Source organism: Sporolactobacillus sp. CQH2019 (genome assembly GCF_028765345.1).
GTDB lineage: Bacteria > Bacillota > Bacilli > Bacillales > Sporolactobacillaceae > Sporolactobacillus.
Genome location: NZ_JARAJZ010000004.1, coordinates 181413 through 207407 on the forward strand (window position 1 = coordinate 181413; position 25995 = coordinate 207407).

At 51.7% G+C, this 25995-nt stretch carries 21 protein-coding genes; 9 read left to right on the forward strand and 12 right to left on the reverse strand.

The genetic code is table 11. From position 1 onward, the window contains the following. Window positions 1-75 precede the first annotated feature (75 nt). The 3 genes from OYT88_RS07310 to OYT88_RS07320 are packed head-to-tail and all read left to right on the forward strand — an operon-like array spanning window position 76 to window position 1940. Window positions 76-474 (forward strand): GntR family transcriptional regulator, encoded by a 399-nt coding sequence (locus OYT88_RS07310; protein WP_274398979.1) that lies wholly within the window; start codon window positions 76-78, stop codon window positions 472-474. 1 nt (window position 475) lies between these two features. Next, window positions 476-1186: an ABC transporter ATP-binding protein gene (locus OYT88_RS07315; RefSeq protein ID WP_274398981.1), complete on the forward strand. Its 711-nt coding sequence runs from the start codon at window positions 476-478 to the stop codon at window positions 1184-1186. Between the two features lies 1 nt (window position 1187). After that, entirely contained in the window at window positions 1188-1940 is a 753-nt protein-coding gene (locus tag OYT88_RS07320) for an ABC transporter permease (RefSeq protein WP_274398983.1), read from the forward strand. 248 nt (window positions 1941-2188) lie between these two features. Here OYT88_RS07320 and OYT88_RS07325 read toward each other — a convergent pair whose 3' ends face one another. Then, on the reverse strand, window positions 2189-2896 hold the full coding sequence (locus tag OYT88_RS07325; RefSeq protein ID WP_274398984.1) for a uracil-DNA glycosylase: 708 nt from the start codon (window positions 2894-2896) through the stop codon (window positions 2189-2191). 82 nt (window positions 2897-2978) lie between these two features. Further along, window positions 2979-4571, reverse strand: a complete 1593-nt coding sequence (locus OYT88_RS07330) for a bifunctional metallophosphatase/5'-nucleotidase (protein WP_274398985.1) — start codon at window positions 4569-4571, stop codon at window positions 2979-2981. A gap of 292 nt (window positions 4572-4863) precedes the next feature. Between OYT88_RS07330 and OYT88_RS07335 the strand changes: the two genes are divergently transcribed. Continuing rightward, on the forward strand, window positions 4864-6882 hold the full coding sequence (locus OYT88_RS07335; protein ID WP_274398987.1) for a penicillin-binding transpeptidase domain-containing protein: 2019 nt from the start codon (window positions 4864-4866) through the stop codon (window positions 6880-6882). A gap of 189 nt (window positions 6883-7071) precedes the next feature. Here the strand turns inward: OYT88_RS07335 and ptsP are convergent, their stop codons facing one another. From ptsP to msrA, 8 genes are all read right to left on the reverse strand, one after another. Then, a complete protein-coding gene (ptsP, locus tag OYT88_RS07340; RefSeq protein WP_274398988.1) occupies window positions 7072-8790 on the reverse strand; it encodes a phosphoenolpyruvate--protein phosphotransferase in 1719 nt (572 codons plus the stop codon). Window positions 8791-9228: 438 nt separating this feature from the next. After that, entirely contained in the window at window positions 9229-10140 is a 912-nt protein-coding gene (gene pfkB, locus OYT88_RS07345; RefSeq protein WP_274398989.1) for a 1-phosphofructokinase, read from the reverse strand. Between the two features lie 424 nt (window positions 10141-10564). Continuing rightward, window positions 10565-10885: a cytochrome aa3 quinol oxidase subunit IV gene (gene qoxD, locus OYT88_RS07350; RefSeq protein WP_274398990.1), complete on the reverse strand. Its 321-nt coding sequence runs from the start codon at window positions 10883-10885 to the stop codon at window positions 10565-10567. Between the two features lies 1 nt (window position 10886). Continuing rightward, the gene (gene qoxC, locus OYT88_RS07355; protein WP_274398992.1) at window positions 10887-11510 is read right to left on the reverse strand and encodes a cytochrome aa3 quinol oxidase subunit III; all 624 of its coding nucleotides are present in this window, start codon (window positions 11508-11510) and stop codon (window positions 10887-10889) included. Next, window positions 11510-13474, reverse strand: coding sequence for a cytochrome aa3 quinol oxidase subunit I (qoxB, locus tag OYT88_RS07360; protein WP_274398994.1), 1965 nt, complete (start codon window positions 13472-13474; stop codon window positions 11510-11512). The genes qoxC and qoxB overlap by 1 nt, the downstream gene beginning before the upstream one ends. Continuing rightward, window positions 13474-14418, reverse strand: coding sequence for a cytochrome aa3 quinol oxidase subunit II (gene qoxA, locus OYT88_RS07365; RefSeq protein ID WP_274398996.1), 945 nt, complete (start codon window positions 14416-14418; stop codon window positions 13474-13476). The genes qoxB and qoxA overlap by 1 nt, the downstream gene beginning before the upstream one ends. 1536 nt (window positions 14419-15954) lie before the next feature. Beyond that, window positions 15955-16995, reverse strand: coding sequence for a LysM peptidoglycan-binding domain-containing protein (locus tag OYT88_RS07370; protein ID WP_274398997.1), 1041 nt, complete (start codon window positions 16993-16995; stop codon window positions 15955-15957). Window positions 16996-17326: 331 nt separating this feature from the next. Then, a complete protein-coding gene (gene msrA, locus OYT88_RS07375; protein ID WP_274398999.1) occupies window positions 17327-18283 on the reverse strand; it encodes a peptide-methionine (S)-S-oxide reductase MsrA in 957 nt (318 codons plus the stop codon). Between the two features lie 144 nt (window positions 18284-18427). Between msrA and pdxK the strand changes: the two genes are divergently transcribed. Then, window positions 18428-19264 (forward strand): pyridoxine/pyridoxal/pyridoxamine kinase, encoded by an 837-nt coding sequence (gene pdxK, locus OYT88_RS07380; RefSeq protein WP_274399001.1) that lies wholly within the window; start codon window positions 18428-18430, stop codon window positions 19262-19264. A 61-nt stretch (window positions 19265-19325) separates the two neighbouring features. After that, window positions 19326-19958 (forward strand): fumarylacetoacetate hydrolase family protein, encoded by a 633-nt coding sequence (locus OYT88_RS07385; protein ID WP_274399003.1) that lies wholly within the window; start codon window positions 19326-19328, stop codon window positions 19956-19958. Between the two features lie 33 nt (window positions 19959-19991). Here OYT88_RS07385 and OYT88_RS07390 read toward each other — a convergent pair whose 3' ends face one another. Then, the gene (locus tag OYT88_RS07390) at window positions 19992-20621 is read right to left on the reverse strand and encodes a TetR/AcrR family transcriptional regulator (protein ID WP_274399005.1); all 630 of its coding nucleotides are present in this window, start codon (window positions 20619-20621) and stop codon (window positions 19992-19994) included. 286 nt (window positions 20622-20907) lie between these two features. On the opposite strand from OYT88_RS07390, the gene OYT88_RS07395 reads away from it, so the two are divergent. Both OYT88_RS07395 and OYT88_RS07400 read left to right on the forward strand, forming a co-directional pair. Continuing rightward, window positions 20908-21627, forward strand: a complete 720-nt coding sequence (locus tag OYT88_RS07395) for an ABC transporter ATP-binding protein (protein ID WP_274399199.1) — start codon at window positions 20908-20910, stop codon at window positions 21625-21627. Then, window positions 21624-22832: an ABC transporter permease gene (locus OYT88_RS07400; RefSeq protein WP_274399007.1), complete on the forward strand. Its 1209-nt coding sequence runs from the start codon at window positions 21624-21626 to the stop codon at window positions 22830-22832. Before OYT88_RS07395 ends, OYT88_RS07400 begins: the two co-directional genes overlap by 4 nt. An 84-nt stretch (window positions 22833-22916) precedes the next feature. Here the strand turns inward: OYT88_RS07400 and OYT88_RS07405 are convergent, their stop codons facing one another. After that, window positions 22917-23438 carry a PTS sugar transporter subunit IIA gene (locus tag OYT88_RS07405; RefSeq protein ID WP_274399009.1) on the reverse strand — a complete coding sequence of 174 codons (522 nt, stop codon included), beginning with the start codon at window positions 23436-23438 and terminating at the stop codon, window positions 22917-22919. A 175-nt stretch (window positions 23439-23613) separates the two neighbouring features. On the opposite strand from OYT88_RS07405, the gene OYT88_RS07410 reads away from it, so the two are divergent. Continuing rightward, window positions 23614-25800, forward strand: a complete 2187-nt coding sequence (locus tag OYT88_RS07410; protein WP_274399012.1) for an alpha-galactosidase — start codon at window positions 23614-23616, stop codon at window positions 25798-25800. The last annotated feature ends 195 nt before the right edge of the window (window positions 25801-25995 follow it).

The following is a 25995-nucleotide window of genomic DNA, read 5'->3' on the forward strand; positions in this document are numbered from 1 at the left end:
TCTTTTTTATGTGTATTATATGATATAATACACGTGAAACATATAATGTGCATGAATCCGAATGGAGGTTGTTCCATGAATGAGCGGCAGGTCGGGCCGCTCCTGCTTACGCTTGATCTCAGCCGCCCTCTTTACGAACAGATACTCACGCAGATGCGCCGTTTTATTGCCAGGGGAACGATTCATGCAGGGGAAAAAATTCCTTCTGTCCGGGAAATGGCTCATAAATTAAAAATTAATCCGAACACAGTCATGCACGCCTATCAGGAACTTGAGCGTGACGGACTGACGGAGAAAAGGCGCGGCCAGGGTACGTTTGTAACAGAATCGGCAGCCCAGATCAGACGTTTTAAAGAACGGCTCGCTTTTGATTACAGCGATCAGTTTTTAGAAAATATGTACTGCCTTGGATTCAGGTGGACGGAAATACAGTCTTTTCTGAACACGATCAAAAAAAAGAAGGGGGAACGATGAAATGTCCGAGCCGGTGATTTCCGCAAAAGAACTCACAAAAAGATACGGCAGCCGGGCTGCCGTTGAGAACCTGACACTGAATGTCGGCAAAGGGCGGGTTTTGGGCGTCCTCGGGGCGAACGGTGCCGGAAAATCAACCTTTTTCCGAATGATTGTCGGTCTTGTTCGGCCCGATAACGGACAGATCGAGGTACTCGGAAAGGAACCGGGATGGCGCAGCGATGCCGAAATAGCTTATCTGCCCGACCGTGCACGCTGGTACAGCGATTATACTGCCGATCAGGGCATCGAATGGGGGAGCCGTTTTCTTCCCGGTTTTGATCGCGAAGAGGCCGGCCGGCTTGCAGAGATCATGCGTCTTCCGCGGGATCTGAAAGCCAGCGAGATGTCGAAGGGGCAGGAAGCGCGGCTGATGCTGATTTTATGTATGGCCCGCCGCGTTCCGCTTGTGATTCTTGACGAGCCGTTTTCCGGAATAGACGGCAGCTCGCGGGAACACATTATAGACGTCCTGATTGACGCGCTCAGCGAGAAGCAGCAGACGCTGCTGATCAGCACACATGAAATTTACGAAGCGGAAGGCCTGTTCGATGATGTTGTTTTCCTGAGACAGGGACGCGTGGCACTGTCCGGCGAGGCAGAATCGCTGCGCAGGCAGTACGGCTCGATCGATGCCCTGTCAAAGAAGCTCTACCGCGAGGAGGAAAGATAAGATGGAACCGAATCTTAAATCCGTTCTCGTTCCGCTGGTCAGACATGAATTCCGGCGCAGACACCGCAGAAGGCGCCAATGGATGAGCAAACAGTGGCAGCTTGCCTACGGTCTGTTTTTCCTGGCTGTTATTCTGATTCTGACGACTTATTTTTCTTTATTTCACACGATACAGCTGAACTATATTTGGTTTGTATTTTTGGGCCTTCCCTGGGCCATGTTCGGACTCTCTATCTCCAGAATCGTACGGGAATGGAAAGGAGAAACGGTCGGATGGTGGCTGACCCTGCCCTATTCCCGGCAGACACTGATTCTGGCAAAGTTTATCGCCGGTTTAATGAGGAGTCTTCTGATTGCTCTCGCCGCCTATGTTCTGATTTTTTTGTTCGGAGGCTACGCAACGCTGATCAGTGCAAGTCTGTCTTTGCAAGATTTTGGAGTTTTTGCCGAATCGGGCCTTTATTTTTTCCTTCTCGATATATGCTTTTTTCCTCTGGCTATCGCCTTCGGTCTCCTTTACGGTACATTGATCAGGACGAAGTGGCGTCCGGCTGTCCCGCTGTTCTGGATCGTCCTGAGCATAGGCTGGGGCATGGGCTGGAGTATAGGCGACCCATCGGAATGGATACAGGCATCCGGCCAGTCTCTTCAGATACCGTCACTCCCGATCCCCGCCGTCCTCATCGGCTGGGTACTAAGCGGGCTGCTCATCATGCTTGCCGGATGGCTGCTTGAGAAAAAACTGGATCTGTAAAAAAGAAGACGGAGACACACTGATTTTTATTATCCTATGCGGGCTCCCTTAGCTCCGGAAAAACGATCTTGTTTTTTGGCCATTTCAGGTTCAGGCCACTACTCGGAACAATTGACTCGGGCCCGGAAAAGCGGAAAGTTTTCCATCCTCCGCCGGGTGAAGACACAGACTGCGGCTGATCATGAGCCGAGAGAATAATTCAGTTAATATATAAGAAATCCGCCGGAAGATTCGTTCCGACGGACTTTTTATTTGGTTTCCAACGGGATACTCGGTTCTTCCATAGAAATCTGCCAGTCGATCGGTTCCTCTCCGGCTGATTCGAGATAGTGGTTGGCCCGTGAAAAAGGCCGGCTTCCGAAGAACCCATAGCGTGCGGAAAACGGGCTCGGATGGGAGGACTTGATAATAAAATGACGGTCTTCTGTGATCAGATCCGCTTTCGCCTGGGCGTTGCGTCCCCAGAGAATGAATACGATCGGCTTTTCACGCTTATTCAGATCGCGGATCACCGCGTCGGTAAACTGTTCCCAGCCCATACCCTTGTGAGAGTTGGCGGCTCCGCGGCGGACGGAAAGCACCGTGTTGAGCAGCAGCACGCCCTGGCGCGCCCACTCGATCAGGCAGCCGTGATGCGGAATCGGGCAGCCGAGATCGTCATGCAGCTCTTTGAAAATATTCTGCAGCGACGGCGGCTGCGGCACACCCGGTTTAACGGAGAAGCTGAGTCCGTGTGCCTGTCCCGGTTCATGGTAGGGATCCTGTCCGAGGATCACCACTTTTACCTTTTCATACGGTGTGTATTTCAGCGCGTTGAACAGATCGTACATGTCCGGATAGATGGTTTTCGTTGTATATTCCTGCTTCAGGAATGTTCTCAGTTTCAAATAGTAGTCTTTCTGGAATTCAGGTTCGAGAATCGGCTCCCAGTCATTGGTCAATATATGTTTCTTCAACAGCAGCACACCTCTCCCAAATGCCCGGTCGTGATTGCGGCCGGATTTTTTAATTAACAAATCAAGACCTTTATCTGCCCGATCATGACCCATCCCGCCGGGAAGGAATCAGCTTCCAGTTATTGTTGACTTTAGCCCGGATCACCTTTTTTTTAAGTATTTCGTTCGCTATGATTTCAGACACGTCAACCGGGATATCCTTGACAACCGGTTTATTGCGGAACATCAGATAGTCGCCGCCTCCGCCTGAACGGTAATTGTTCATGACCACATCATAGTTCCGGCCCATCTGAACAGGCTCGCCATGATATTCCAGCTTCGTAATGCGCCTCCCCACCGGTTTCGAAATATCAATGACATAGTCGATGCCTTCCCACATATCATAATTATAGTGCTGAAGTTTCGGCGCCGTAAAGCTCTCCCCGTCTTTATGCGGCTCTCCGTCATACTGTTTGAAATAGGAAGCCGACCGTTCCAGCGCATCGAGCATATCGCGCCCGCTGATCCGGATCACTCTCAGTGTGTTCGGATAGATGTAATTAGCAACGATATCGCGCATCGACACGTCGTGCGGAAGCCCCGGCGACTCATTGTTAAACAGCGCCGTTGACGAAATATCCGCTCCCGAAACCTTCATCTGCAGGTCATTGATAAATTCGATCAGCGGATGATCGTGCATGCGGACGTCCATCGGATCGCCGACCGTCATATCCCCCTCAATCCTGCCAAGCGGTCTGTCCAGCCAGGCCTGGGTATCTTTTTCATAGCCGTCCGTCAGCCTGAGCAGCTCTCTATCCTCGGGTACGGCGCGGACAGAAAGAAGATCCGACACTTTGCCGGTGATGCTCCAGCGTCCGCCTTTTCTGACCAGATCAAGCGTCACTCTTCCAAGAAAAGAGCCGTTCGAACCCGGTTGAACCACGGTTACACCCTTAATTTGCCGGCCGCCGATCAGACGGTGCTGGTGTCCGGTCAGCAGGACGTCAATATCCGGCACCTCCATGCACAGCCGGTATCCCTGATTTTCCCCGGTGGGCTTTCCCTCAGTTTCGCTCGTCTCCAGATTCCGCTCAAAACCGCCGTGATAGGACACGATAATAATATCTGCCCGCTTCCGTTCTTTCAGGACCGGCACCCACTTTTTTGCCGCCTCAACCGGATCCGCAAACTGCATATCCGGAATATTTTCCGCATTTTCCCAATTCGGTATGTATTTTGTTGTCAGTCCCAGTACAGCAGCCCGCAGGCCGTTTGCAAATGTTTTTATAATATACGGCCTTCCAAAAAAGGGCTTGCCGGTTTTGCGATCCAGTATGTTGGCTGCGAGCCACGGAAATGCCGAATTTCGCACAGTTTCGGCAAGCAGGCCGATGCCGAAATCGAATTCATGATTGCCGAATACAGCGCAGTCGTAGCCGAGCCGGTTGGCCAGCACGATCATCGGGTTCGGCCGCCGGTCATCAAAGCGGGCATAATAATAAAGGAGCGGAGTTCCCTGAATCATATCACCGTCGTCAATGAGGAGGACATTCGGGCAGGCTTTTCTCTCCCGGCGTACAAGAGTGGCAATCCTGCCCATGCCGAGATCCCTTCGTTCATTGTTGGCGTAGCTGATCGGATAGATGTTCCCGTGAACATCGCTCGTTTCCAAAATCACCAGTTTCATGGTTTCCATCTGCAGTCCTCCGTCCTCTTTTCATACTACCATGACGTCCCGCGTCTGTCGGCAATAAAACCGTCATTGCCTGTAAAAATTTTCTTTTAATCTTTATCCGGGCGGGCAGCGAAAAATGTTTCTTACGCCCGGATATGATGAAGCGAATCGTCACGCCGGTCCGTTGCCGATCGGCTATAATAGAAAAAGGCGTCTGTAATCAAAAAGTCCCCATTATGATCCGATGCACGCAGATGATTCATTTTTTAACAAGATCGTCCATCTTTTTCAGATACGAAACGGAGGTGTCTTCATGCGGTTTCGACATTATTCAGCACTTGCCGTTCTGTTGGTCTCCGCGCTGCTTATGCTTGCGGGATGCGGAAGCAGGCAGCCGACAGCGGAAAGCAGATTTCAGGCGTATGTTAAGGCATGGCAGAGTAAAAATTTTACAGCAATGTACGGGTTTCTTTCAAAAAGTTCTCAAAAAACGATCAGCAAGTCGGCTTTTGTCGCACGTTATCAGAAAATCTATAATGGCATTTCAGCCGGAAAAATGACGGCAGCCGTTCAGAAAACGGATCAGGAAAAAAAGAATGCCGTATCTTTTAAAGCGGCCCTCGCAACCCTCGCCGGCCCGGTCAGTTTTTCGCAATCCGTTCAGATGACGCAGGAAACACGCAACAACCGGCAAAATTGGTACGTGGACTGGCAGCCTTCGCTGATTCTGCCCGGATTAAAGACAGGGGACACCGTCAATGTCGAGACCGTGCCGAGCAAGCGCGGTGAAATTCTCGACCGCAACGGACAACCGCTCGCTATAGACGGAAGCGCAGCGAGCATCGGCGTCGTTCCCGGTCAATTAGGGACAGGGAGCGGGAAGGCCCAGACAATCAGCAGGCTCGCCCAAATTCTCGGCGTGTCCGTTCAGCAGATCAACGACGCGATGGCCGCTTCATGGGTTCAGGCCGACAGCTTTGTTCCGATTAAAACCATCGGCGCCGGAAACGTCAGCCTGATCAGGCAGGCCACCTCGCTGACCGGCGTCGTCCGGACAAACGTTGAAAGCCGGATTTATCCGGACGGCCCGGCGAGCGGACATCTGACCGGCTATGTCAGCCAGATAACGGCCGAACTGCTTAAAAAGAATCCAAATGCAGGATACAGCGACACATCCGTGATCGGAATCACCGGGCTGGAACAGCTTTTTGAAAATCAGCTTCGTCAGCACGACGGTGCCACGATTGCCCGGCTTAATAAATCCGGCAAGCAGACCGGCATCATTGCCAAAACGGCGCCGAAGAACGGCCGGAACATTCAGCTGACCATCGATCGGAATGTGCAGGATGCGCTCTATCAGGAAATGAAAAACAGCGCCGGTTCAGCCGTAGCGATAAATCCGAAAACAGGCGATATTCTCGGGCTGGTCAGCACACCGTCTTATGATCCCAACAGTTTCGCTCTCGGCATCTCCGCCGCAGATTATGCGAAGCTGAGCAACGATCCGATGAAGCCGCTGGAAAACCGTTTTGCTTCCGCCTCCGCTCCCGGTTCGGTCTTCAAGCCGGTCACGGCTGCCATTGCGCTTGACCGCAAAGCCATTAATCCGGCACAATCGGTTGCAATCAACGGCCTTAAATGGCAGGACAGCAAGTCATGGGGAGATTTCTATGTCACCCGCCTCGACAGCTCGCCAAGTGTCAATCTCGAGCAGGCGCTGTACCTGTCGGACAATATCTATTTCGCTCAAACCGCTCTGAAGATCGGCGGTCAGACCTTTGCGGCCGATGCCAAAAAATTCGGATTCGGCGAGACGCTGCCCGTGCCTTATCCGATGCAGCCGTCAACACTTTCCAGCAGCGGAAATCTGAATGATTCGCTGCTGCTTGCCAATTCCGGATACGGTCAGGGCGAGGTCAGCGTCAATCCCCTGCATCTGTCGCTCATCTACTCCGCGTTCGTCAATGACGGAAGTATCATCAAACCGCGCCTGATCAAGACTGACGCGCCTGCGGAAATGTGGAAAAAGGACGTGATGTCGCCGGCAACGGCCCGGCTTCTCAACCAGGATCTGATTCAGGTCGTCAGCAACCCGGCCGGCACCGCCCATGACGCTCAGATTAACGGCCTCACCCTTGCCGGGAAAACCGGAACACCCGAGTTCAAGATGAAGCAGAATCAGGCCGGGCGGGAAAACGGATGGTTTGTCGCCTACAATACGGACAATCCGCGGCTGCTTGTCACGATGGTCGTCGAGAACACTCAGAATCAGGGCGGCAGTCACGCGGTTACACCGAAAGTCAAAAATATTTTCACGGATTTGCTGAAATAATAACCGCGCAGCCGATTTAGAGAGAGGCTTTCTTACCCGGGGCCTGCTGTTTTCAGCAGCTGGGAGTCCCACTGCCTGAACCAGCCGATAGCACTCCGGTATCGCTCTCCCCATCCATAGGCCGCAAAAAGACAGGCCCGGAATCACATTATGATTCCGGGCCTGTCTTTTAATATAACAAAATGAGGATCAGCTCATTCTCGCTTTGACATAATCGAGTACGTCTGCCGCCGTATCCAGATTCAGGATCGCTTCTTTATGCTTAGCCACTTCTTCCTTGGACAACTTCAGCAGCTGAGTTCTTGCCGGAAGAATCGATGTCGCACTCATGCTGAACTCATCAAGGCCGAGGGCGAGCAGAACAGGAATGGCTGTCGCATCGCCGGCCATTTCGCCGCACATGCCTGCCCAGTGTCCCTCTTTGTGTGCCGCATCAATCACACGGCTGACGAGGCGGAGAATCGCCGGGTTCAGAGGCTGGTACAAATAGGAAACATGCTCGTTCATCCGATCGGCTGCCATCGTATACTGAATCAGATCGTTTGTGCCGATGCTGAAGAAGTCGGCTTCTTTGGCAAAGCGATCCGCCAGCACAGCGGATGCCGGGATCTCCATCATCATCCCGACCTCAATGTCGTCGGAAACCCGGGTCCCTGCAGCAACAAGCTTGTCCTTCTCTTCAAACAGAATCTTCTTCGCTTCACGGAGTTCATTGACGGTCGCGATCATCGGAAACATAATCTGCAGTTTGCCGAATACGCTTGCTCTCAGCAAGGCGCGAAGCTGGGTACGGAATATATCCTGACGCTCCAGGCAGAGCCGGATCGCGCGGAAGCCCAGGAACGGATTCATTTCCTTAGGAAGCGGCAGATACTTCAGCTTCTTATCGCCGCCGATATCAAGTGTCCGGATCACTACCGGTTTTCCTTCCATTTTTTCGAGAACTTCTTTATATGCTTCGAACTGCTCATCTTCCGACGGCAGGCTGTCACGGCCCATATAGAGGAATTCCGTCCGGTACAGTCCGATCGCCTCGCCGCCGTTGTTGGCAACTCCGGTTACGTCGCCCGGATTGCCTATGTTGGCGCCAAGCAGGACGCGAACGTCATCTTTCGTTTTCGTCGGTTCATTGACCAGCTTTTTCCATTCTTCCTGCTGTTCTTTAAAGGCGGCCTGCTTCGCGCGATATTCTTTAATTTCTTCCTCGCTCGGATCGAGAATGACCTCGCCGTTCAGGCCGTCGACGATGACAAGCTGGTCCTCCTCTGCCTTTTCAAGCACCGTTTTTGTGCCGACAACGGCCGGAATTTCCATCGAACGGGACATAATCGCCGAGTGAGATGTGCGGCCGCCGACGTTCGTTGCAAATCCTTTGACGTATTTACGGTTGAGCTGAGCCGTATCCGAAGGGGTCAGATCTTCAGCTATAATGACGGCTTCTTCCGTGATGCTTGCCGGAGACGTGAAAGAAACGCCGAGCAGATGGGCCAGGATCCTTTTGGACACATCGCGTACATCTGCCGCTCTTTCTCTCATGTACTCATTGTCCTTCATACTTTCAAAAGTCTGAATAAAAAATGTCGATACATCCTCAAGCGCGGCTTCGGCGCTGAAGCTTTCATCATTGATCTTATTGGCGATTGCGCCGACAAACTCCGGATCGCTGAGAAACATCAGATGGGCGGCAAAGACATCGGCTTTATCTTTGCCCAATTCTTTTTCAGCAGTTCCCTTTATCTCTGTCAGTTCCTTTTTTGAGATTTCGAGCGCGGCATCGAGCCTCTTTTTTTCAGCCGCTTTGTCGTCGACCGTTTTCCTCTCAAAAGTCAGATCCGGATTTTTCAGAATAAACGTCTTAGCAATGGCAATGCCGGCAGATGCGGCAATACCCTTAATCTTTTCAGTCATGATCAGACTCACCCAGCCCTTCAAATTTTAAGAATTCAGCGATTATGAAACCGCTTCTCGTCAGATCCGTCGCAACCTTGCGATCCCGCTGCCGGCCAGATTATCAATGACAGGCACGGCTGCCTTGATTTCCGGCCTTTCTTCATGTCCCGCGGGCTGTGAAGCGTACCGGATCGCTTCTGTCTGCCGGTGTGCAGCTTCCGTAAATGACGATTTCACAGGCCTTTGTAAATTTTTTTCATTACTTGCAAGCCATTTACGGCTATTTTTTACACCGGAAAGCATGACACTAGTTATTATAGCAAGTCGTCATTTATATTGAAAGCGAGTGCAATTTCTTGTATAAGATTTGTCACAATTAGGGGCTGATAGGGGCCGGTTCCGCGTAAAGCAGAACAGGGATTTCTGCCCTGTTCCGTTCCTCCATAGCCTTTTATTTTAAATATTGCTGACTTTTATCTGAGGCAGGAGTTCTTCTACTTTTTCCCTGCTGCACAAATCAACCGAGAAAGCCGTCGCACTTCCGGCAGCCGCGCCTTTCTGAAAAGCTTTCCGGAAGCTGCCGCTGACAGCGTATTCGGAGAGGAAACCGCCGACCAGAGAATCCCCGGCGCCGACAGAGTTTCTGAGCACGCCCTTGGCAGGAGAAGCGAAAAGATATTCGTCTTTATCTATGTAGACGGCTCCCTTTCCGCCCATGGATACGATGACATGCTCGATTCCTTGATCGACAAGTTTCTTCCCATATTTTTTCACATCGTCGGCAGATTTAATCATCACGCCGAAGTACTCGCCGAGCTCATGATGATTGGGCTTAATCAGAAACGGTTTAGCCGTGACGACCTCTTCGAAAGCCTCGCCGCTCGTATCGACCACGACTTTTGCCCGGCCGGCAGCGACTTTTTCAATCATGTCCTTGTAAATTGTTATCGGAAGGGTGCCGGGCACACTGCCCGACAGCACCAGAATGTCTTCCGCCGTCAATCCGGCGATTTTCGCAAAAAGCGCGTCCAGCTGGCTGTCCGTAATCTGCGGAGCGACGCCGTTGATCTCTGTTTCCGTGTCACTTTTCAGCTTCACATTGATTCGCGTATCCCCGTTCACCGGGACGAAATCCGTTTCAATACCCTCTCCGGCGAGCTGCTCCTTGATAAAATTGCCGGTGAAGCCGCCGATGAAACCGAGGCATTTTGACGTCTGTCCCAGATGATTCAGCACCCGCGATACATTAATCCCTTTCCCGCCGGGCATTTTTCGATCCGTTTCGACATGATTCAGTTCTCCGGCCCTGAAATGGTCGATCTGCAGGAAATAGTCGACTGCCGGATTAAGTGTGCATGTATAGATCACCAGTGATCAGCCCCTGTTCATCTGTTATTATTTCCGTACCCCGCCGGGCTTGGTTTCATGATTCATTTATTGGGGGAGCAAAGCGATAAAAACATACAGGCGGAAGGATACAGTTTGCCTGATCATTTTCCCTCTTTATTGCTGGTTTCAACCTTTCATCGCTTTTGCGGACCATACGTTCCATCCGTGTGATTCACTTCGGTTGCTGCAGCCGTCCCGCGCAACCGGAAATCAATTTTTGACCCTCCCAAGATATTTATTATAAAGGGATAATCAGTCAATATCAATCAAATTAAATCACAAAGCAATCAAAAAATGCCAGCCGTTTAAACGGGGCAATGGAGAAATCAATCCATTAAAAAAAAGACGGGATTCCCCGTAAGGATGATCCCGTCCGCTTTTCGTTTTTAATTTTCTTTGTGTTCTATTTAATAACATAGGCAAGAATCCAGATCGAGCCGGCAACCATGGCAAAAGCTACAAAGATGCCGAACAGGAGACCGAGAATCTGGTGCACCGGTTCGGTGCCTTCAGTTACATGCATAAACATGAACAATTGAATCAGCGCCTGGAAAATCGCCAGTGCGACAATAATCGTCAGCGTGACTTGAACCGGCAGAGAAAGGCCGACTGCCACCCACAAAGCGAGAAAGGTCAGTGCCAGCGAGAGGATCAGTCCGATAACCTGTTTCCAGGGAAAACCTGTCTGTTCCTGTTTGATTGCCTGATTTTCATTTTCATGCATTTTAAATCACCAGCCCCGTCAAATAAACTGCTGTGAAGATGAAGATCCAGACGACGTCAAGAAAATGCCAATAAAGGCCGACCATAAATGCTTTTCTTGCGGTAACGGCTGTGATGCCGCGCTGCGCAAGCTGGATGATGATCGAAGTCACCCAGACAATCCCCAGCGACACATGGACGCCGTGCGTACCGAGCAGGACGAAAAACCCCGACAGAAAGGCGCTTCTCGTGATCGGTGCGCCTTCGTGTACGGCATACGAATAAAACTCATTTGCTTCGAGGCCGATAAAGGCGAGTCCGAGAATCACCGTCACAACCAGCCAGCCGATCAGTCCTTTTACATGATGGCGGCGCAATTCAAGCGTACCGAGGCCGCATGTAAAACTGCTGACCAGAAGGATGATCGTTTCGGCCATGACCGGATTGATTTTAAACAGATCCCTTGCCGTCGGCCCTCCCGCGGTATGGCTCTGCATCACCAGATAACTGGCAAACAATGTACCGAAAAGAACCAGTTCGGCGGCAAGAAAAATCCAGAATCCGACGATGCGAAGATCTCCCTCTTCTGTCGAGTACTCCAGAGGCATGTTCTTTTTGTCTTTTGCGTCCAGGATGGATTCAGCCATTATGATAACCTCCCCGCAGCGCGCTCAGTGCGTTCAATTTCGTCAACCGAAATGTAATGGTAATCATTGTAAACAAAGGAACGAACAATCATACAGATGGCGACGGCGACGAGTCCCGGGATGCCCATCCAATACCATTTGAACACGAATCCGAATCCGGCCACAAACATAAAGGCCGACATGATGAACGGAATGCCTGTGTTATTCGGCAAATGGATCGGTTTAAACGGCCGCTGCGGTTGCTTCCCGCCCTTTCTCTTTTCCTCCTTTATGGTTTCAAAAGCATCGCGCGTCGATACGGTCGGAATATGGGCAAAATTGTATTCAGGAGCGGGAGAAGCGGTCGACCATTCGAGCGTACGGCCGTTCCACGGATCGCCTGTCGTGTCTCTTTTTCCATGAATGGCGCTCCAGACGATATTCAGTGCCATGATGATAAAGCCGAGGCCCATGCCGAACGCACCGATTGTGATGATGAAGTTGATCGGCCCCCAGCCGAGTCCGGCCGGATAAGTGTACATACGCCGCGTCATGCCCATCAGCCCAAGGAAGTACATCGGCATAAAGCAGATATTGAACGAAATCATAAATATCCAGAACGACCATTTACCCAGCTTTTCATTGAGCAGATAGCCGAATATCTTCGGCCACCAATAATGGAGGCCGCAGAAAATTCCGAAGACGGTGGCCGCAATCAGCGTGCTGTGGAAGTGGGCGACCAGAAAATAGCTGTTGTGGTACTGATAGTCGGCAGGCGCCATTGCCAGCATGACACCGGTAATCCCGCCGACCGTAAAGTTCGGAATAAATGCAAGGGCCCAGAGCATCGGCGTTGTAAACTCTATTCGTCCCTTATTCAGGGTAAACAGCCAGTTGAAAATCTTTACACCGGTCGGTATCGCAATCAGCATTGTCGATATCGAGAAAAAAGCATTGACCGGCGCCGTATTGCCCATCGTAAAGAAGTGGTGCAGCCACGTGAGAAAGCTCAAAAAAGAAATGGCGACCATCGACCAGACCATGACGACGTATCCGAACAGTGTCTTATGGGCGAACGTCGCAATCACTTCAGAGTAAATGCCGAACACCGGAAGCAGCACGATATAGACCTCCGGATGCCCCCAGAACCAGAACAGGTTGGCCCAGAGCATCGGCGAACCGCCGGCAGCTATCGTAAAGAAATGGGCGCCGAAAAGACGGTCGATCGTCATCAGTGCAAGAGCAACGGTAAAAGCCGGGAATGCGAAGATGATGATCACCGATGTGATCAGAACCGACCACGAGAACATCGGCATTTTAAATAATTTCATGCCCGGTGCGCGCATTTTCAGAATGGTCACCAGAAAATTGATTCCGGTCGCGAGCGACCCGATACCGGAGATCTGGACACCGATCAGATAATAGTTCTGCCCGACTCCCGGATTCAGTTCCGCCCCGGCAAACGGCGCGTAGCTCGACCAGCCGGCGTCCGGCGAACCGCCGATGACAAAGGACAGGTTGAAAAGCATCGCACCGAAAAAGAACAGCCAGAAGCTCAACGCGTTCAGGAAAGGATACGCAACGTCGCGCGCACCGATCTGAAGCGGGATGGCAATATTCATCAGTCCGAAAAGAAACGGCATGGCGACGAAGATAATCATGATCGTGCCGTGTGTGGTAAAGACCTGGTCATAATGTTCCGCACTAAGAAAATGCATATTGGGCAGCGCCAGCTGCGTGCGCATCATCAGCGCATCGATGCCGCCGCGGAACAGCATCAGCAATGCGGCAATAATATACATAATGCCGATCCGTTTATGATCCACGGTCGTCAGCCATTCGTCCCAGAGCCATTTCCACTTTTTCAAATAGGTCAGGACAAAAATGATTCCGATCGAGACAAGAGCAATGGAGACGTCTGCTCCGTAAATCATCGGATCGCCGGTAACAAAGAAGTGGCTGAGAAAATTTGTGATATTTTGCATTACGGGTTGTTCCCCCCTTTCCCGCTATTACCCGACATGTTCATACCCGGCATGGAATCTGAATGATCCATGGATGTTCCCGATTCTGTACCTTCCATTTGTGCCTTGTTCAGGTTCTTTTCGATTTCTTTTGGGTAAGATGAGAAGGTCATCGGTTTCACACTGTCCGGTTTCAGCAATTGCTTGTACTTGCTCATCGTCAGCGCAGGCTGATTTTTCTTGACGTCGCTGACCCAGCTGTCAAAATCAGACGACGACTTGGCAAGGACGTTAAACGTCATATGTGCAAAACCCTGGCCTGAATAGTTTGAGCTCCGCCCGGCGTACGTTCCCGGCTTATCCGCCTGCAGCCAGACATGCATTGACATGTCCGTCATTGTGTATTGTTGTCCGCCGAGTTCCGGAACCCAGAAAGCATTCATGGCGTCATAAGCATGGAGACGGAAATTCACCGGAATCCCGGCTGGAATCACGACATAATTCACGGTTTCGATATTCTGGCCCGGATAGCGGAACAGCCATTTCCAGTCAGCGGACGTCACATCGATTGTCATCGTTTTGCTGTTAAGAACGGCCGGAGCCTTAGCCGTCGCTTTCGGCGGATCGTTGAGCGCATAAAGCGTCCGCACGGTCGGAACAGCAAGCAAAATACAAATCACGACAGGCACAATCAGCCAGATGATTTCCAGTTTTCTGTTTCCCGTATCATTCGGATCAAAACCCTTATTGTTTTTACGCCCAAACCGGACAAGTACATAAATATAGATAATGAGAACAATTGCTAAAACCAGACTCATCATGATCAGCGACCAGACGATCAGATGATATTGCTCCCGGGCCACGGGTCCCTGAGGATTAAGAACAGTAATTTTATCTGAGCATCCGGTCAGCAGGACCAATAACGGCGCAAGAACAGCCAATCCTTTCATCTTGAAGTTTTTCATCATTGTCTCTCTTTTCCCCCCTCCTGTTTCTGCCGAATTTTGGGCCCCTCTTTGAGGTAAATTCCGATAAGCATTCACATTATAGCATAAAGGCGGTATTTTATCTCAGTAGGGGCCTGATTGCTGTGACTAAAATTACAAATAGACTTTTTTCGACAAAAGATAACACATTCGTCACTCACGTGTCACACTATGTTCATACTTTCCCAAACAGTTTTCATTATAATGGAAAAGGCCAAAATTAGAAAGCGTTTACATCATTTATTTTTTTAATGAATTTTCTCACCTGGCAGACGTGGTTTGGGAATGCACCGTCCGCCCTTCTGAAGGCCAATAAATTAACGCGGGCCATGATTGACTTTTTTGGAATGCCCGGACAGAGGTTTGAATTCCGGAAAATAGTCAGGACTTTTCTTTCGTCCTCTGTCTATTCATATAAACCGTGCCGGAAATCGTCAGTAGATAGCTGAGTATCACCAGTAAAGCTCAAAGAATCGGCGGTAAATTGCGCTTTACTGATTCGCCGGCGTTTCCCGGCGATTTTAGTCACGATTCACAGAACTTCGCGGCAGGCCGAAGAGAACGATCGGGTGTTTCCGCCGGGTAACGCCTGTCCGTGCAGGATAGCCCTCTTTTTCAGCGGAATAAACCGCTCTCCGCATGAACATTCAAAAGAATAGACTGGCGCCCGTGCAAAGTGATCGCTTTTCGAAATAATTAGAGGGTACCCGTGTTTTTTTAACTACGGGTACCCAGCTCATTGTCCTGCTGTGCCTGTCGTCAATTGATGATCGGCTTTTTCTGAGACCATCTCGCGAAAGACAGATAGCGTTTTCACGCAATAAAGCTCCTGTGACAGTCGATAAACTTCTGTCACGGCTGATCAATCGGGTGTACCTGCTGAAGACCGATTAAGCATCGTTGACGACCGAAAAGCCGGGTGTAACGACCGATAAACTCCCTGGGACGACCGATAAACAGCTGCTAACGGTCGATCATGCACTAAAATCCGATCCATGCAGCCGAGCCGCCGGCCAGTATCGGTCCGAGAATTCTCGTCCTGAAAAATTTGTTAATCGCCCTGGAACAGTGAACTTTCGCCCTAAAATGATCGCGATTCACCCGATTCCGGCGGAGTATCGCCCCGGCAAGAGTTTAACGACTGAACTCCTTGCCACAGTTGATTCAATCAATCAGGTACAATCTTGATGTTCCGATTATTCGCACTTATTGATTCCGGTCCGTTTATTGTTGATAGCTCGGCGATTCCTGCCATGATTCACAGAACTTCGCGGCAGGTCGAAGAGAACATTCGGGTGTTTCTGCCGGATAACGCCTGTCCGTGCAGGATAACCCTCTTTTTCAGCGGAATAAGCCGCCGCATGGATATTCAAAAGGATAGACTGGCGCCCGTGCAAAGCGATCGTTTTTTGGAAAAATCGACGGTGCCTTCACCGCCTGGCTGTCGTCCATGCCGGGCGCACAAGAAAGGGAGCGGATATTTATCCGCTCCCTGAAAGAATAGAATCAACTTTGTCACGGGATAATCAGGTGCTGACCCGGAAATATGAGGGTCAATGACAGATTGTTGGCCCGCATCAGCCGGTTCACCGTAACACCGTGAAGTGTCGCAATTTCCCAGAGGTTGTCGCCGGCTTTGACCTGGTAGCCTCCGCCGGATGAGGCCGACGAAGATGACGCAGTCGAAGAAGACGTGACTTTCAACTGCTGACCCGGATAGATCAGATTCGAGCTGAGGCCGTTCAGCGATTTCAATGCCGAAGCGGAAAGACCGTGGCTTTGTCCGATCGCCCATAGGCTGTCGCCGCTCTTTACCGTATAGACGGAAGACGACGAGCTCGTTTGCCCGGACGACGAAGACGACGAAGCAGCTGCAGATGCCGACGAAGAAAGCTTCAGCGTCTGACCCGGATGGATCAGATCCGAGCTGAGGCCGTTCAGCGATTTCAGCGTCGAAACAGAAAGGCCGTGGCTTTGTCCGATCGCCCACAGGCTGTCGCCGCTTTTCACCGTATAGACGGAAGACGACGACTGCGACGAGACGCTCTCGCTTTGCGTGGCTGCCGCTGCCGGCCGGGCTGCCGCGGTGCCGATAATGCGGCGTGCCGTGACAAACTTCGGCGCCCAGTAGCCTTCCGATCCTCCTCCGCTGAAAACATTGGTAATATGTACCCCGTATGATGTCTGCGCACTGATCATCTGGCCTTTGCCGGTATAGATGCCGACGTGCTGGATACTGCCGTCTCCCGCTGTATCAAAAAAGAGAAGATCGCCCGCCTGCAGGCTGTACTTGCTCACCGCGATCCCCTTTGTTGCCTGATCCGCGGCTACCCTCGGCAGCGTAACACCGGCCGCCAGTTTATAAATCAGCTGTGTAAAAGAAGAACAGTCAAACGACGAAGTTGAAAAAGCAGGTGCACCGTAAACATAAGGCCTTCCCTGAAATTGTGACGCCTTGTTGACAATGTCCTGCCCGGTCGCCGCAAAAACGGACTGCCCGGTTGCCGTAAAAACAATCCCCCCGACGATCGCAGCAGGCAAAACATATTTATTCATAAAACCGGCCTCCAATCGTTTTCTTAGTCCGTATCGCAAGTCCCGGTGACAATCGGCCCCATACCGGAGACTATGGACAAAATACCCAGCTTATTTCTATAATAACACTTTATTAGAGTCATAGATTGGCAGAATTTTTCGCTTTCAGGAGATCCCTCCATACGCGGAAATACCCGCTAATTATTGAACTGTTTCGTATTTTTTATCGGCGTGCTTCTCTAAAAGGTTTAGGCCCAAACAAAAAAACCGGTCGGATAGAACCGGTTTTACTGATAAATATACATGATTTATGATTCTTATGTCGCGCGTCTCTCGGAGAAGGACCTTGGCCTCAGTCTATTTTTTGAAAAAGGCTTTTATATTCTCCGTAGCCTTCGGATTCCAAATCTTCTTCAGGGATGAAACGGAGCGCTGCCGAATTAATGCAGAAACGAAGCCCTTCCGGAGCCGGCCCGTCGTCGAATACGTGGCCGAGATGCGAATCTCCCAGCATGCTGCGCACTTCGGTCCGGATCATGCCGTGGCTTGTATCCGTCCGTTTAACAAGCCTGCTCTCGCTCAGAGGTTTTGTAAAACTGGGCCAGCCGCAGCCCGCATCATATTGATCTGTCGACGAAAACAGCGGCTCCCCGGATACGATATCCACATAAATGCCATCCCGGCGATTGCTCCAGTAGGCATTGTCGAAGGGCCGCTCTGTCCCGTTTTTCTGAGTCACTTCGTACTGAATGCTATTCAGCTCTTCCCGCAGTGCCTTCCGCTCCTTTTTCACAAGCCAGTGCTTCCTGATAAATTCGTCGCGGCCCGAACCTTGACGATACAGCCGGTAATGCAGCCCATTTTTCCTATAATAATTCTGGTGATATTCTTCGGCGGGATAAAAAGGGCCTGCCGGGACAATTTCCGTAACAATCGGTTTCCTGAATTTTCCGCTTTGTTCCAGTGCCTTTTTTGATGCTTCCGCCAGACGTTTCTGCTCCCCGCTGTGGTAAAAAACAGCCGTCCGGTAAGAGGAACCGCGATCGTGGAACTGGCCGCCGGCATCCGTCGGATCGATCTGCTGCCAGAATAGCTGCAGAAGTTTTTTATAGGGGTAGACAGACGGATCAAAGGTAATCTGCACCGCCTCCGCGTGTCCCGTTGTTTCAGAGCACACCTGTTCATAAGTCGGATTCTCTGTGCTTCCGCCCGTGTAGCCCGATACAACCTTGATAATCCCGGGCTCTTCGTCAAAAGGATGCACCATGCACCAGAAACAGCCGCCGGCAAATGTCGCTTTTTCAATCATTCGAATCCCTCCTTTCTTAAAATGTACCTTATTGGGGCGGCCAATTGCGAACACCTTGCTCGTTTTGGTCTGATTATAGTTTTTTCGGCGCATTCTTACTATAATAAATAAAAAGTGTATTTTTGATACAGGGGGGTCGTTTTAATGACAGAACATTATAAAGCGATGACGGTCGCCGGTTCGGATTCGAGCGGCGGCGCAGGAATGCAGGCAGACCTGAAAACATTCCAGGAACTCGGCGTGTACGGGATGACGGCGCTGACCAGTATTGTCACCATGGATCCGTATCACAATTGGGCACATTCGATAACTACTCTGGGGGCAGACCTGCTGCAGAAACAGCTGGACACCATCGTTGCCGGCATCGGCATCGATGCGATGAAAACAGGAATGCTCGGTTCGCCGGCAATTATCCGGACAACGGCGGCCGTGATTGAAAAGCACCATTTAAAGAATGTCGTCATCGATCCGGTAATGGTCTGCAAGGGGGCAGAAGAAGAACTGCAGCCGGAGCTGCAGCCGGAAAATACGGAAGCAATCCGCGAGCTGCTGATCCCGAAGGCGCTGATCACGACACCGAATCTCTATGAGGCCGCAAAACTCGCCGCTACCCCGCGGATCACAAATGTCGATCAGATGAAAGAAGCCGCGGCAAAGCTTGTGGCTCTCGGTGCGGCATACGCGCTGGTCAAGGGCGGAAGCAGGCTGCCGGACACCGATCAGGCAATCGACGTGCTTTATGACGGCAAAAATTTCGAGATCGTCGCCAGTGAAAAAATCAATACCTCGAACATTCACGGCGCCGGCTGCACCTATGCCGCCGCCATCACAGCCGAACTGGCTAAAGGAAAACCGGTAGCGCAGGCCGTTAAGACTGCCAAGGCATTTGTCACGGCCGGAATCAGAGAGTCGTTCAGCCTGAATCAATACACAGGGCCGACCGACCACAGCGCTTATAAAAGACAGCTGATCGGCCGTTGATCCTTTTTGAAGATATACCGTTCGTTAATAAGTGATCATCTTGATCGGGACGGAGGAACTTATGACCGAAATCGCCAATATTTTTTGCGTGGGGAGAAACTACGCACAGCATGCCAAAGAACTGAACAATACCGTCCCCGCTGCACCGATGTTCTTTTCGAAGCCGACGCACGCAGCCGCCGAAGCCCGGGGACAGACGATCGGGCTGCCGGGAAATCAGGGCGACGTCCACTATGAGGGCGAATGGGTCGCCCATATCGGACGTGCCTTCAGTCCGGGACTGGCGGCCGACGAACTGATCGACGGAATGGCGCTCGGCATCGATTTTACTTTACGGGATGTCCAGAGCGAACTGAAGGAAAAGCAGCAGCCCTGGCTGCGGGCAAAGGGCTTTCTGAATTCCGCCGTCCTGACGCCGTTCATTCCCTTCCCGGGAGTGAAAGCCTGCCTGAAAACCGATTTTTCTCTGTGGATGAACGGAAGAGAAGTGCAGCGCGGCAATATTGGACAAATGATTTTTGATCTGCAGACGCTGATTGATTTCTGCGGCAATCATTACGGGCTGGGCGCGGGTGATATTATATTTACGGGAACTCCGGCGGGTGTCGGCAAAGTCGCGGACGGCAGCAGCTTTTCGCTGCGCTGGGGACGGGAGTCTCTCGGCGAATGCACAATCGCGCTAAAACGGTCATGAAAAGGAGAACGGCGGAAAATCGGCAGCTTGTCTCTATCCTTCTTCCTGTCCGTCATCAACGACAAATCCGAGCGCACGCAGCGGGCCCTTGGCCATGATCAGAAATAATCTTCTGGCAATCTCCTCCTTTGAGATGCTCATGTCGTTCTCGAACCACCAGCTGACCAAACCGAGCATGGCGGAGGAAATAAAAATCGGGACAATTTCGAACGTCACCGGATCGGACGTGCCATGCAAAGAAATCAGGCCGGGCACTTCACTGTAGAACCTTTGCAGAAAACTCTTCTGTACCCTGCTGCGGAATCCGGGAATGCCCTCGTTAAACAGCATCGCTCGAAAAAACAGTTCATGTTTCTGAAAATGGCCGAAAATGCCGGTGACAAAGCCGACCACCTTCTCAGGGATCAATCTGCCGTTCTCAAAAAAATTTTCCGGATGAAAATGAGTGATCAAAGCAGTCAGACCGCCGTCCATGACCCGGCCGAGCAGGTCGAACTTGTCCACATAATGCAGATAAAAGGTGCCGCGGCTGACATTTGCCCCGGCAGCAATATCTTTCACCGTAATCTCGTTAAAATTTTTCCGAAGCAGCATTTCCAGAAATTTAGATTCTATCGCTTCTCTTGTCTTGACGGCCCGGCGATCCGTTGACTCCGGCTGCATGGTTATCGCCCCATTCATTTTTGATTGGAATAACAGGTAAAAATCTGTGCGAAATTGTTCGGGATGTCAGAACGGCGCCGTTTGAATAGATGAGCCGTTCCCGGCCGTTGTTGACAAGGGCGGCGCTTTTGAGGTATTTTTTCTGTTATCAGACATTCTTACTGCAAGTGTCTATTAATGATCATTTTCTCTGACATTGCACATTGAACAAATTCCGGTTCCATTTTATCATAATTGATGAACACTGTGTTCATCAATTATTCATTCGGTGAAGGATGTGATGGCGATGACATACCCGGTTATCGGGGAACATCTTTACAAGCATTATAAGAAACAGGTTGTGCTTGACGATGTTTCCCTCACGCTCCGTGAAAGTGAAATCTATGGGCTGATCGGCCCTTCCGGCGCCGGAAAAACCACTTTGGTCAGAATCCTGCTCGGGCTGGAGAAAGCGGACGGCGGCCGTGTGGAACTTTTCGAACAGGCGCCGACACTCAATGCCTTCCGGTCGCTCGGTTATATGGCACAGTCCGACGCGCTTTATAACGAGCTGAGTGCCTATCAGAATCTGGAATTTTTCGCAGCGATTCAGGGAATGCGCGGAAAAGAAAAGAAACGGCGGATTCGGGAAGTCGCGAAAAACGTCGGACTGGAAAATGATCTGAAAAAGAGTGTCTCCCAATTCTCCGGCGGCATGAGGCGGCGGCTTTCGCTTGCCGCCGCACTCGTTCATGAACCGCGCCTTTATCTTCTTGACGAACCGACCGTCGGACTCGACCCGCTGATCCGCAGAGATATTTGGAGGCTTTTTCATTACTTGAGGAGCAAGGGGGCAACGATGATTGTCACGACCCACGTGATGGACGAGGTAGCGCAGTGCGACCGCGTCGGCCTGCTCAGTGAGGGGCATATCATCGCCGAAGGTGCGCCGAAAGAACTCATGCGCCAGTACGGCGTTTCGACTATTGAAGACGTTTTTCTGGTCAGGGAAGGGGCAAAATCATGAGCAATCTGTCCGCAATGGCAAGACGCATTATCCGCCAGATCATCCGCGACAAGCGGACGCTCGCTCTGCTGATTATCGCGCCGCTTCTTATTCTGACACTGGTCTGGTATATTTTCGGCGCAAAAAGCGCTACTCCGCATCTTGCCGTCATCAACTATGAATCGTCGGATCTGCTTCCCGCTTTTAAATCAGCGGACTACGAGCGCATGAGCCCCTTTGAGGCCCGGCAGCAGCTGGCAGACAAGCAGATCGACGCCTATGTGGATCTCGGGAATCCGGTTGCCGTTCATCTGGAAGGCAGCGATCCGCAGCGGAACGGGCTGGCAATGAATAAAATTCAAAAATCGATGCAGGCCGTGCAGCAAATTCAAGTAAATAAAATGCAGACACAGCTGAAGAACCTGATTCAGAGCCAGCAGAAGGCGATTCAGGCCCAGCAGAAGATCATGAAGCAGATGACCGTCATCATGCAGCGCTATGCTCCTTCCGCTCTGGCCGGTCTTCAGCTCAATGCTGCAAAATCCGGGGCGCCGGCAGGCATTCAGCCGCCGCAAAAGACTGAGCTCGACGTCTCCTACCTGCACGGCAACTCCGGCCTGAACACATTTGACTCATTTGGACCGGCGATGGTCGGCATCTTCGTCTTTCTGTTCATTTTTATGATCGGCGGCGTTTCTTTCCTGCGTGAACGGACGACCGGCACACTCGACCGTCTCATGGCGTCTCCGATCCGAAATTACCAGATTATCTGCGGTTATATGGCCGGTTTCGGGCTGTTCGTGATTGTCCAGTCCTTTATCCTGACCTGTTTTATCGTTTACGTCCTGCAAATCTATAACGTCGGCAGCATTTTCGACGTGCTGATTATCGTCTTTATTCTTTCATTCAGCGCACTTTCGCTCAGCATCCTGCTTTCGACATTCGCTTCAAATGAACTGCAGATGTTTCAGTTCATTCCGCTGGTCATCGTCCCGCAGATTTTTCTCTCGGGACTGTTCCCGATCGATACACTCCCGGGCTGGGTCCGGGCCATCGGCGCTCTGATGCCGATCCATTATTCGACCGATGCGCTGCGCAATATCATGATCCGCGGTACGGGATTCGCCGGCTGGTGGTTCGACGGAGCGGTGCTGCTCCTTTTCTCGGTCGTTTTCATCACCATCAACATCTTTGCAATACGTGCCTCACGGCCGCTCGCATCATAATTCAGAACGGCAGGCTTTAAAAAAGGAGATCCGGACCGCCAGCAGCAGGCGGTTCGGATCTCCTTTTCTATTGGAAACGAAAAATCAATGATCATTTTTTATGGAGATGCGGCTTCCTTGAATGACGACTTTTTCTCCTTTTTTCAGATTCGTGAACACGACGGATGTTATCGTCGAAGGCACGCGCTTTGCAATCAGGGAAAAATCGGCTTTTAACAGCCGCTCCCCTTTTTTGACCCGCTCCCCTTCTTTTACAAGCATCGTAAATCCCTCACCTTTGAGGGAAACCGTATTCAGTCCGATATGGATGAGCAGTTCGCGGCCCCCCGATGATCTAAGGGCAATCGCGTGCCTGGTCGGGAATATATGGATGACCTGGCCGTCAACCGGCGAGCGGACCATGTCGCTCTGCGGAATGACCGCGAATCCGTCGCCCATTATTTTCTGAGAAAAGACGGGATCGGGAACCTCCGTAATCGGAACGATTCTGCCGGCCAGCGGCGGGAGAAATTCAGCGTCCGGCGCCCCTGCACCGCTTGCCGCTGCACGGATGTCCGTCTGATAGTCGGAGCCTTTCTTATGGAAGAACTTCTTAATAAAGGACATCCCATTCACCCTTTCAAACCCGATTAAAATGCTGATCTCATGCTCATCTTAGTCACAAGATACAAATTTTTCAAGCAATTTATCGGCAGCCTTCGGATCCTTCTCCCGGATCGTCTAATGGCAGGCAATGGAGTCATATTATTTAGAGTGATCCATCTCAATCGGAGGTGTCGGCATGATTTCCTTTGACAGAACCCATCAGCGCTTTCATTTGTGTGCGCACGGGGTCAGCTATGTTTTTCAGATAATGGACGGTTATCCGCTGCATCTGTACTGGGGACGGCTGCTATCCGCTCTGCGCGGCAGCGCCGGACCGCTCTTCGTCAAGCGTTCTTTTGCGCCCTATGCCGATCCGGGCCATCCGGAATTTTCACTGGCCACGCTTCCGCAGGAATATCCGGCATACGGCAGCGGCGATTTCCGTCATCCCGCCTATCAGGTGCAATTCGAGAACGGCTCGACAGTATCCGACATGCGTTACACGGGACACCGCATCTACCGGGGGAAAAAAAAGCTCCGCGGACTGCCTGCTACTTATGCCGAGGATGATCGCGAGGCACAGTCTCTGGACATTTTTCTGCAAGACGATGGCGGCGGCCTTCAGGCTACACTGACTTACACAGTGTTCCGCGACTTCGGCATCATCGCGCGCTCTGTCCGCTTTACAAACGGCGGAACGGCCCCGATCCGCCTCCTGCGCGGGCTGAGCACCAGCATCGATTTCCGGGACGGCCGGTTTGACCTTCTGTCCTGTTACGGATCGCATAATAATGAGCGTAATATTTCAAGACATCCGCTTTCCCGGGAAATGCAGGTGATCGAGAGCCGCCGGGGGGCCAGCAGCCCGCAGCACGATCCTTTTTTTGCTCTGCTGCGCGAGCGGACCGATGAGGATCATGGCGAAGTTTACGGGTTCAGTCTCGTTTACAGCGGCAATTTCTGCGCACAGGTTGAGATGGATGCCTATCGAACAGTCCGGGCATCCATAGGGATGGGGCCGTTCGATTTTTCATGGAAACTCGGGCCCAGCGAGTCATTTCAGACGCCGGAAGCAGTTATGGTTTATTCGGACCAGGGCCTCGGCGGCATGTCGCGGACTTATAACCGCTTCTACCGCACGCATCTGGCCCGGGGGCGCTACCGCGATCAACTGCGACCGATCCTGGTTAATAGCTGGGAAGCGACGTATTTTCGGCTGAATGAGAGAAAATTGCTGGCAATCGCTGCGGAAGCCGGAAAACTCGGAATCGAACTGTTCGTCCTTGACGACGGATGGTTCGGCCGCCGCGATAATGACAGAAGTTCGCTCGGCGACTGGACCGTCGACCGGCGCAAACTGCCGCACGGCCTGGGCTGGCTTTCGGAGCGGATCCACGGACTGGGTCTGAAATTCGGCCTCTGGTTCGAACCGGAAATGGTCTCGCCCGACAGTGACCTGTACCGCGCACACCCGGACTGGTGCCTGCATGTCCCGAACCGGCAGCGTACGCTCAGCCGCAATCAGCTCGTGCTCGACCTGTCGCGCGCCGATGTCCGCGGCTATCTCATACAAGCGCTGACCGCCGTGCTGCGCTCGGCCGACATTAATTATGTAAAATGGGATATGAACCGGCATATGACGGAAATCGGATCCGCACAGCTGCCGGCGGACCGGCAGCGCGAGACGGCTCACCGCTATATACTCGGCCTTTACGAACTGATCGAAGCGCTGACTTCCCGATTCCCGGACGTTCTGTTTGAGAACTGTTCGAGCGGCGGCGGCCGTTTCGACCCCGGTATGCTTTATTACATGCCGCAGTCATGGACGAGCGACAACACCGATGCCGTCTGCAGGCTGAAAATCCAGTACGGCACAAGCCTGCTCTATCCGGCGATTGCCATCGGTGCCCACGTTTCCGCCGTCCCGAATCACCAAATCGGACGCGTCACTTCTCTTGGCACCCGGGGGCATGCGGCGATGTCGGGAAACTTCGGCTACGAACTGGATCTGACCCGGCTGACCGATCAGGAAAAAAAAGCGGTCGGGAAGCAGATCGCCTTTTATAAAGAAATCCGGCCGCTTATTCAGTTCGGCGACTTTTACCGGATCGAAAACCCTTTTGAAAGCAATACGGCCGCCTGGTGTTTCGTGGCTTCCGACAAATCGGAGACAGCCGGCTTCTTCTTCGAAATTCTTGCCGATCCGGCACGGCCGCTTCATACGTTTCAGTTCAAGGGCCTCGACCCGCACGCCCTGTACGAAGATGCAGCAACCGGCAGCACCATCGGCGGTGATGAATTGATGTACGCCGGGCTGGCCGTCCCCGCCGGCAAAGGCGACTTTCGCAGCGCCGTCTGGCACTTCAGGAAAAAGAAGGGATAAGCAGGCCGCAGATCAAGGGAGGATGGACAAAAATACGGATCGGACAGCCGTTACATGCCTGTTAACGGCTGATAAATCGAATGTAATGACCGATAAGTCTGTACCCACGACCGATAACTATACCGCGCCGGCTAATAAATTTAAAGATCATGATCTGAAAGATTAAAATTAAATTGAACCCGGCAAGCGATCAAT

Excerpts from the sequence above, each read along its gene's own strand:
- OYT88_RS07310 (WP_274398979.1), top strand. The coding sequence starts at position 76 with ATGAATGAGCGGCAGGTCGGGCCGCTCCTGCTTACGCTTGATCTCAGC.
- OYT88_RS07315 (WP_274398981.1), top strand. The coding sequence starts at position 476 with ATGTCCGAGCCGGTGATTTCCGCAAAAGAACTCACAAAAAGATACGGC.
- OYT88_RS07320 (WP_274398983.1), top strand. The coding sequence starts at position 1,188 with ATGGAACCGAATCTTAAATCCGTTCTCGTTCCGCTGGTCAGACATGAA.
- OYT88_RS07330 (WP_274398985.1), bottom strand. The coding sequence starts at position 4,571 with ATGGAAACCATGAAACTGGTGATTTTGGAAACGAGCGATGTTCACGGG.
- OYT88_RS07335 (WP_274398987.1), top strand. The coding sequence starts at position 4,864 with ATGCGGTTTCGACATTATTCAGCACTTGCCGTTCTGTTGGTCTCCGCG.
- ptsP (WP_274398988.1), bottom strand. The coding sequence starts at position 8,790 with ATGACTGAAAAGATTAAGGGTATTGCCGCATCTGCCGGCATTGCCATT.
- qoxD (WP_274398990.1), bottom strand. The coding sequence starts at position 10,885 with ATGCATGAAAATGAAAATCAGGCAATCAAACAGGAACAGACAGGTTTT.
- qoxC (WP_274398992.1), bottom strand. The coding sequence starts at position 11,510 with ATGGCTGAATCCATCCTGGACGCAAAAGACAAAAAGAACATGCCTCTG.
- qoxB (WP_274398994.1), bottom strand. The coding sequence starts at position 13,474 with ATGCAAAATATCACAAATTTTCTCAGCCACTTCTTTGTTACCGGCGAT.
- qoxA (WP_274398996.1), bottom strand. The coding sequence starts at position 14,418 with ATGAAAAACTTCAAGATGAAAGGATTGGCTGTTCTTGCGCCGTTATTG.
- OYT88_RS07370 (WP_274398997.1), bottom strand. The coding sequence starts at position 16,995 with ATGAATAAATATGTTTTGCCTGCTGCGATCGTCGGGGGGATTGTTTTT.
- msrA (WP_274398999.1), bottom strand. The coding sequence starts at position 18,283 with ATGATTGAAAAAGCGACATTTGCCGGCGGCTGTTTCTGGTGCATGGTG.
- pdxK (WP_274399001.1), top strand. The coding sequence starts at position 18,428 with ATGACAGAACATTATAAAGCGATGACGGTCGCCGGTTCGGATTCGAGC.
- OYT88_RS07385 (WP_274399003.1), top strand. The coding sequence starts at position 19,326 with ATGACCGAAATCGCCAATATTTTTTGCGTGGGGAGAAACTACGCACAG.
- OYT88_RS07390 (WP_274399005.1), bottom strand. The coding sequence starts at position 20,621 with ATGCAGCCGGAGTCAACGGATCGCCGGGCCGTCAAGACAAGAGAAGCG.
- OYT88_RS07395 (WP_274399199.1), top strand. The coding sequence starts at position 20,908 with ATGACATACCCGGTTATCGGGGAACATCTTTACAAGCATTATAAGAAA.
- OYT88_RS07400 (WP_274399007.1), top strand. The coding sequence starts at position 21,624 with ATGAGCAATCTGTCCGCAATGGCAAGACGCATTATCCGCCAGATCATC.
- OYT88_RS07405 (WP_274399009.1), bottom strand. The coding sequence starts at position 23,438 with ATGTCCTTTATTAAGAAGTTCTTCCATAAGAAAGGCTCCGACTATCAG.
- OYT88_RS07410 (WP_274399012.1), top strand. The coding sequence starts at position 23,614 with ATGATTTCCTTTGACAGAACCCATCAGCGCTTTCATTTGTGTGCGCAC.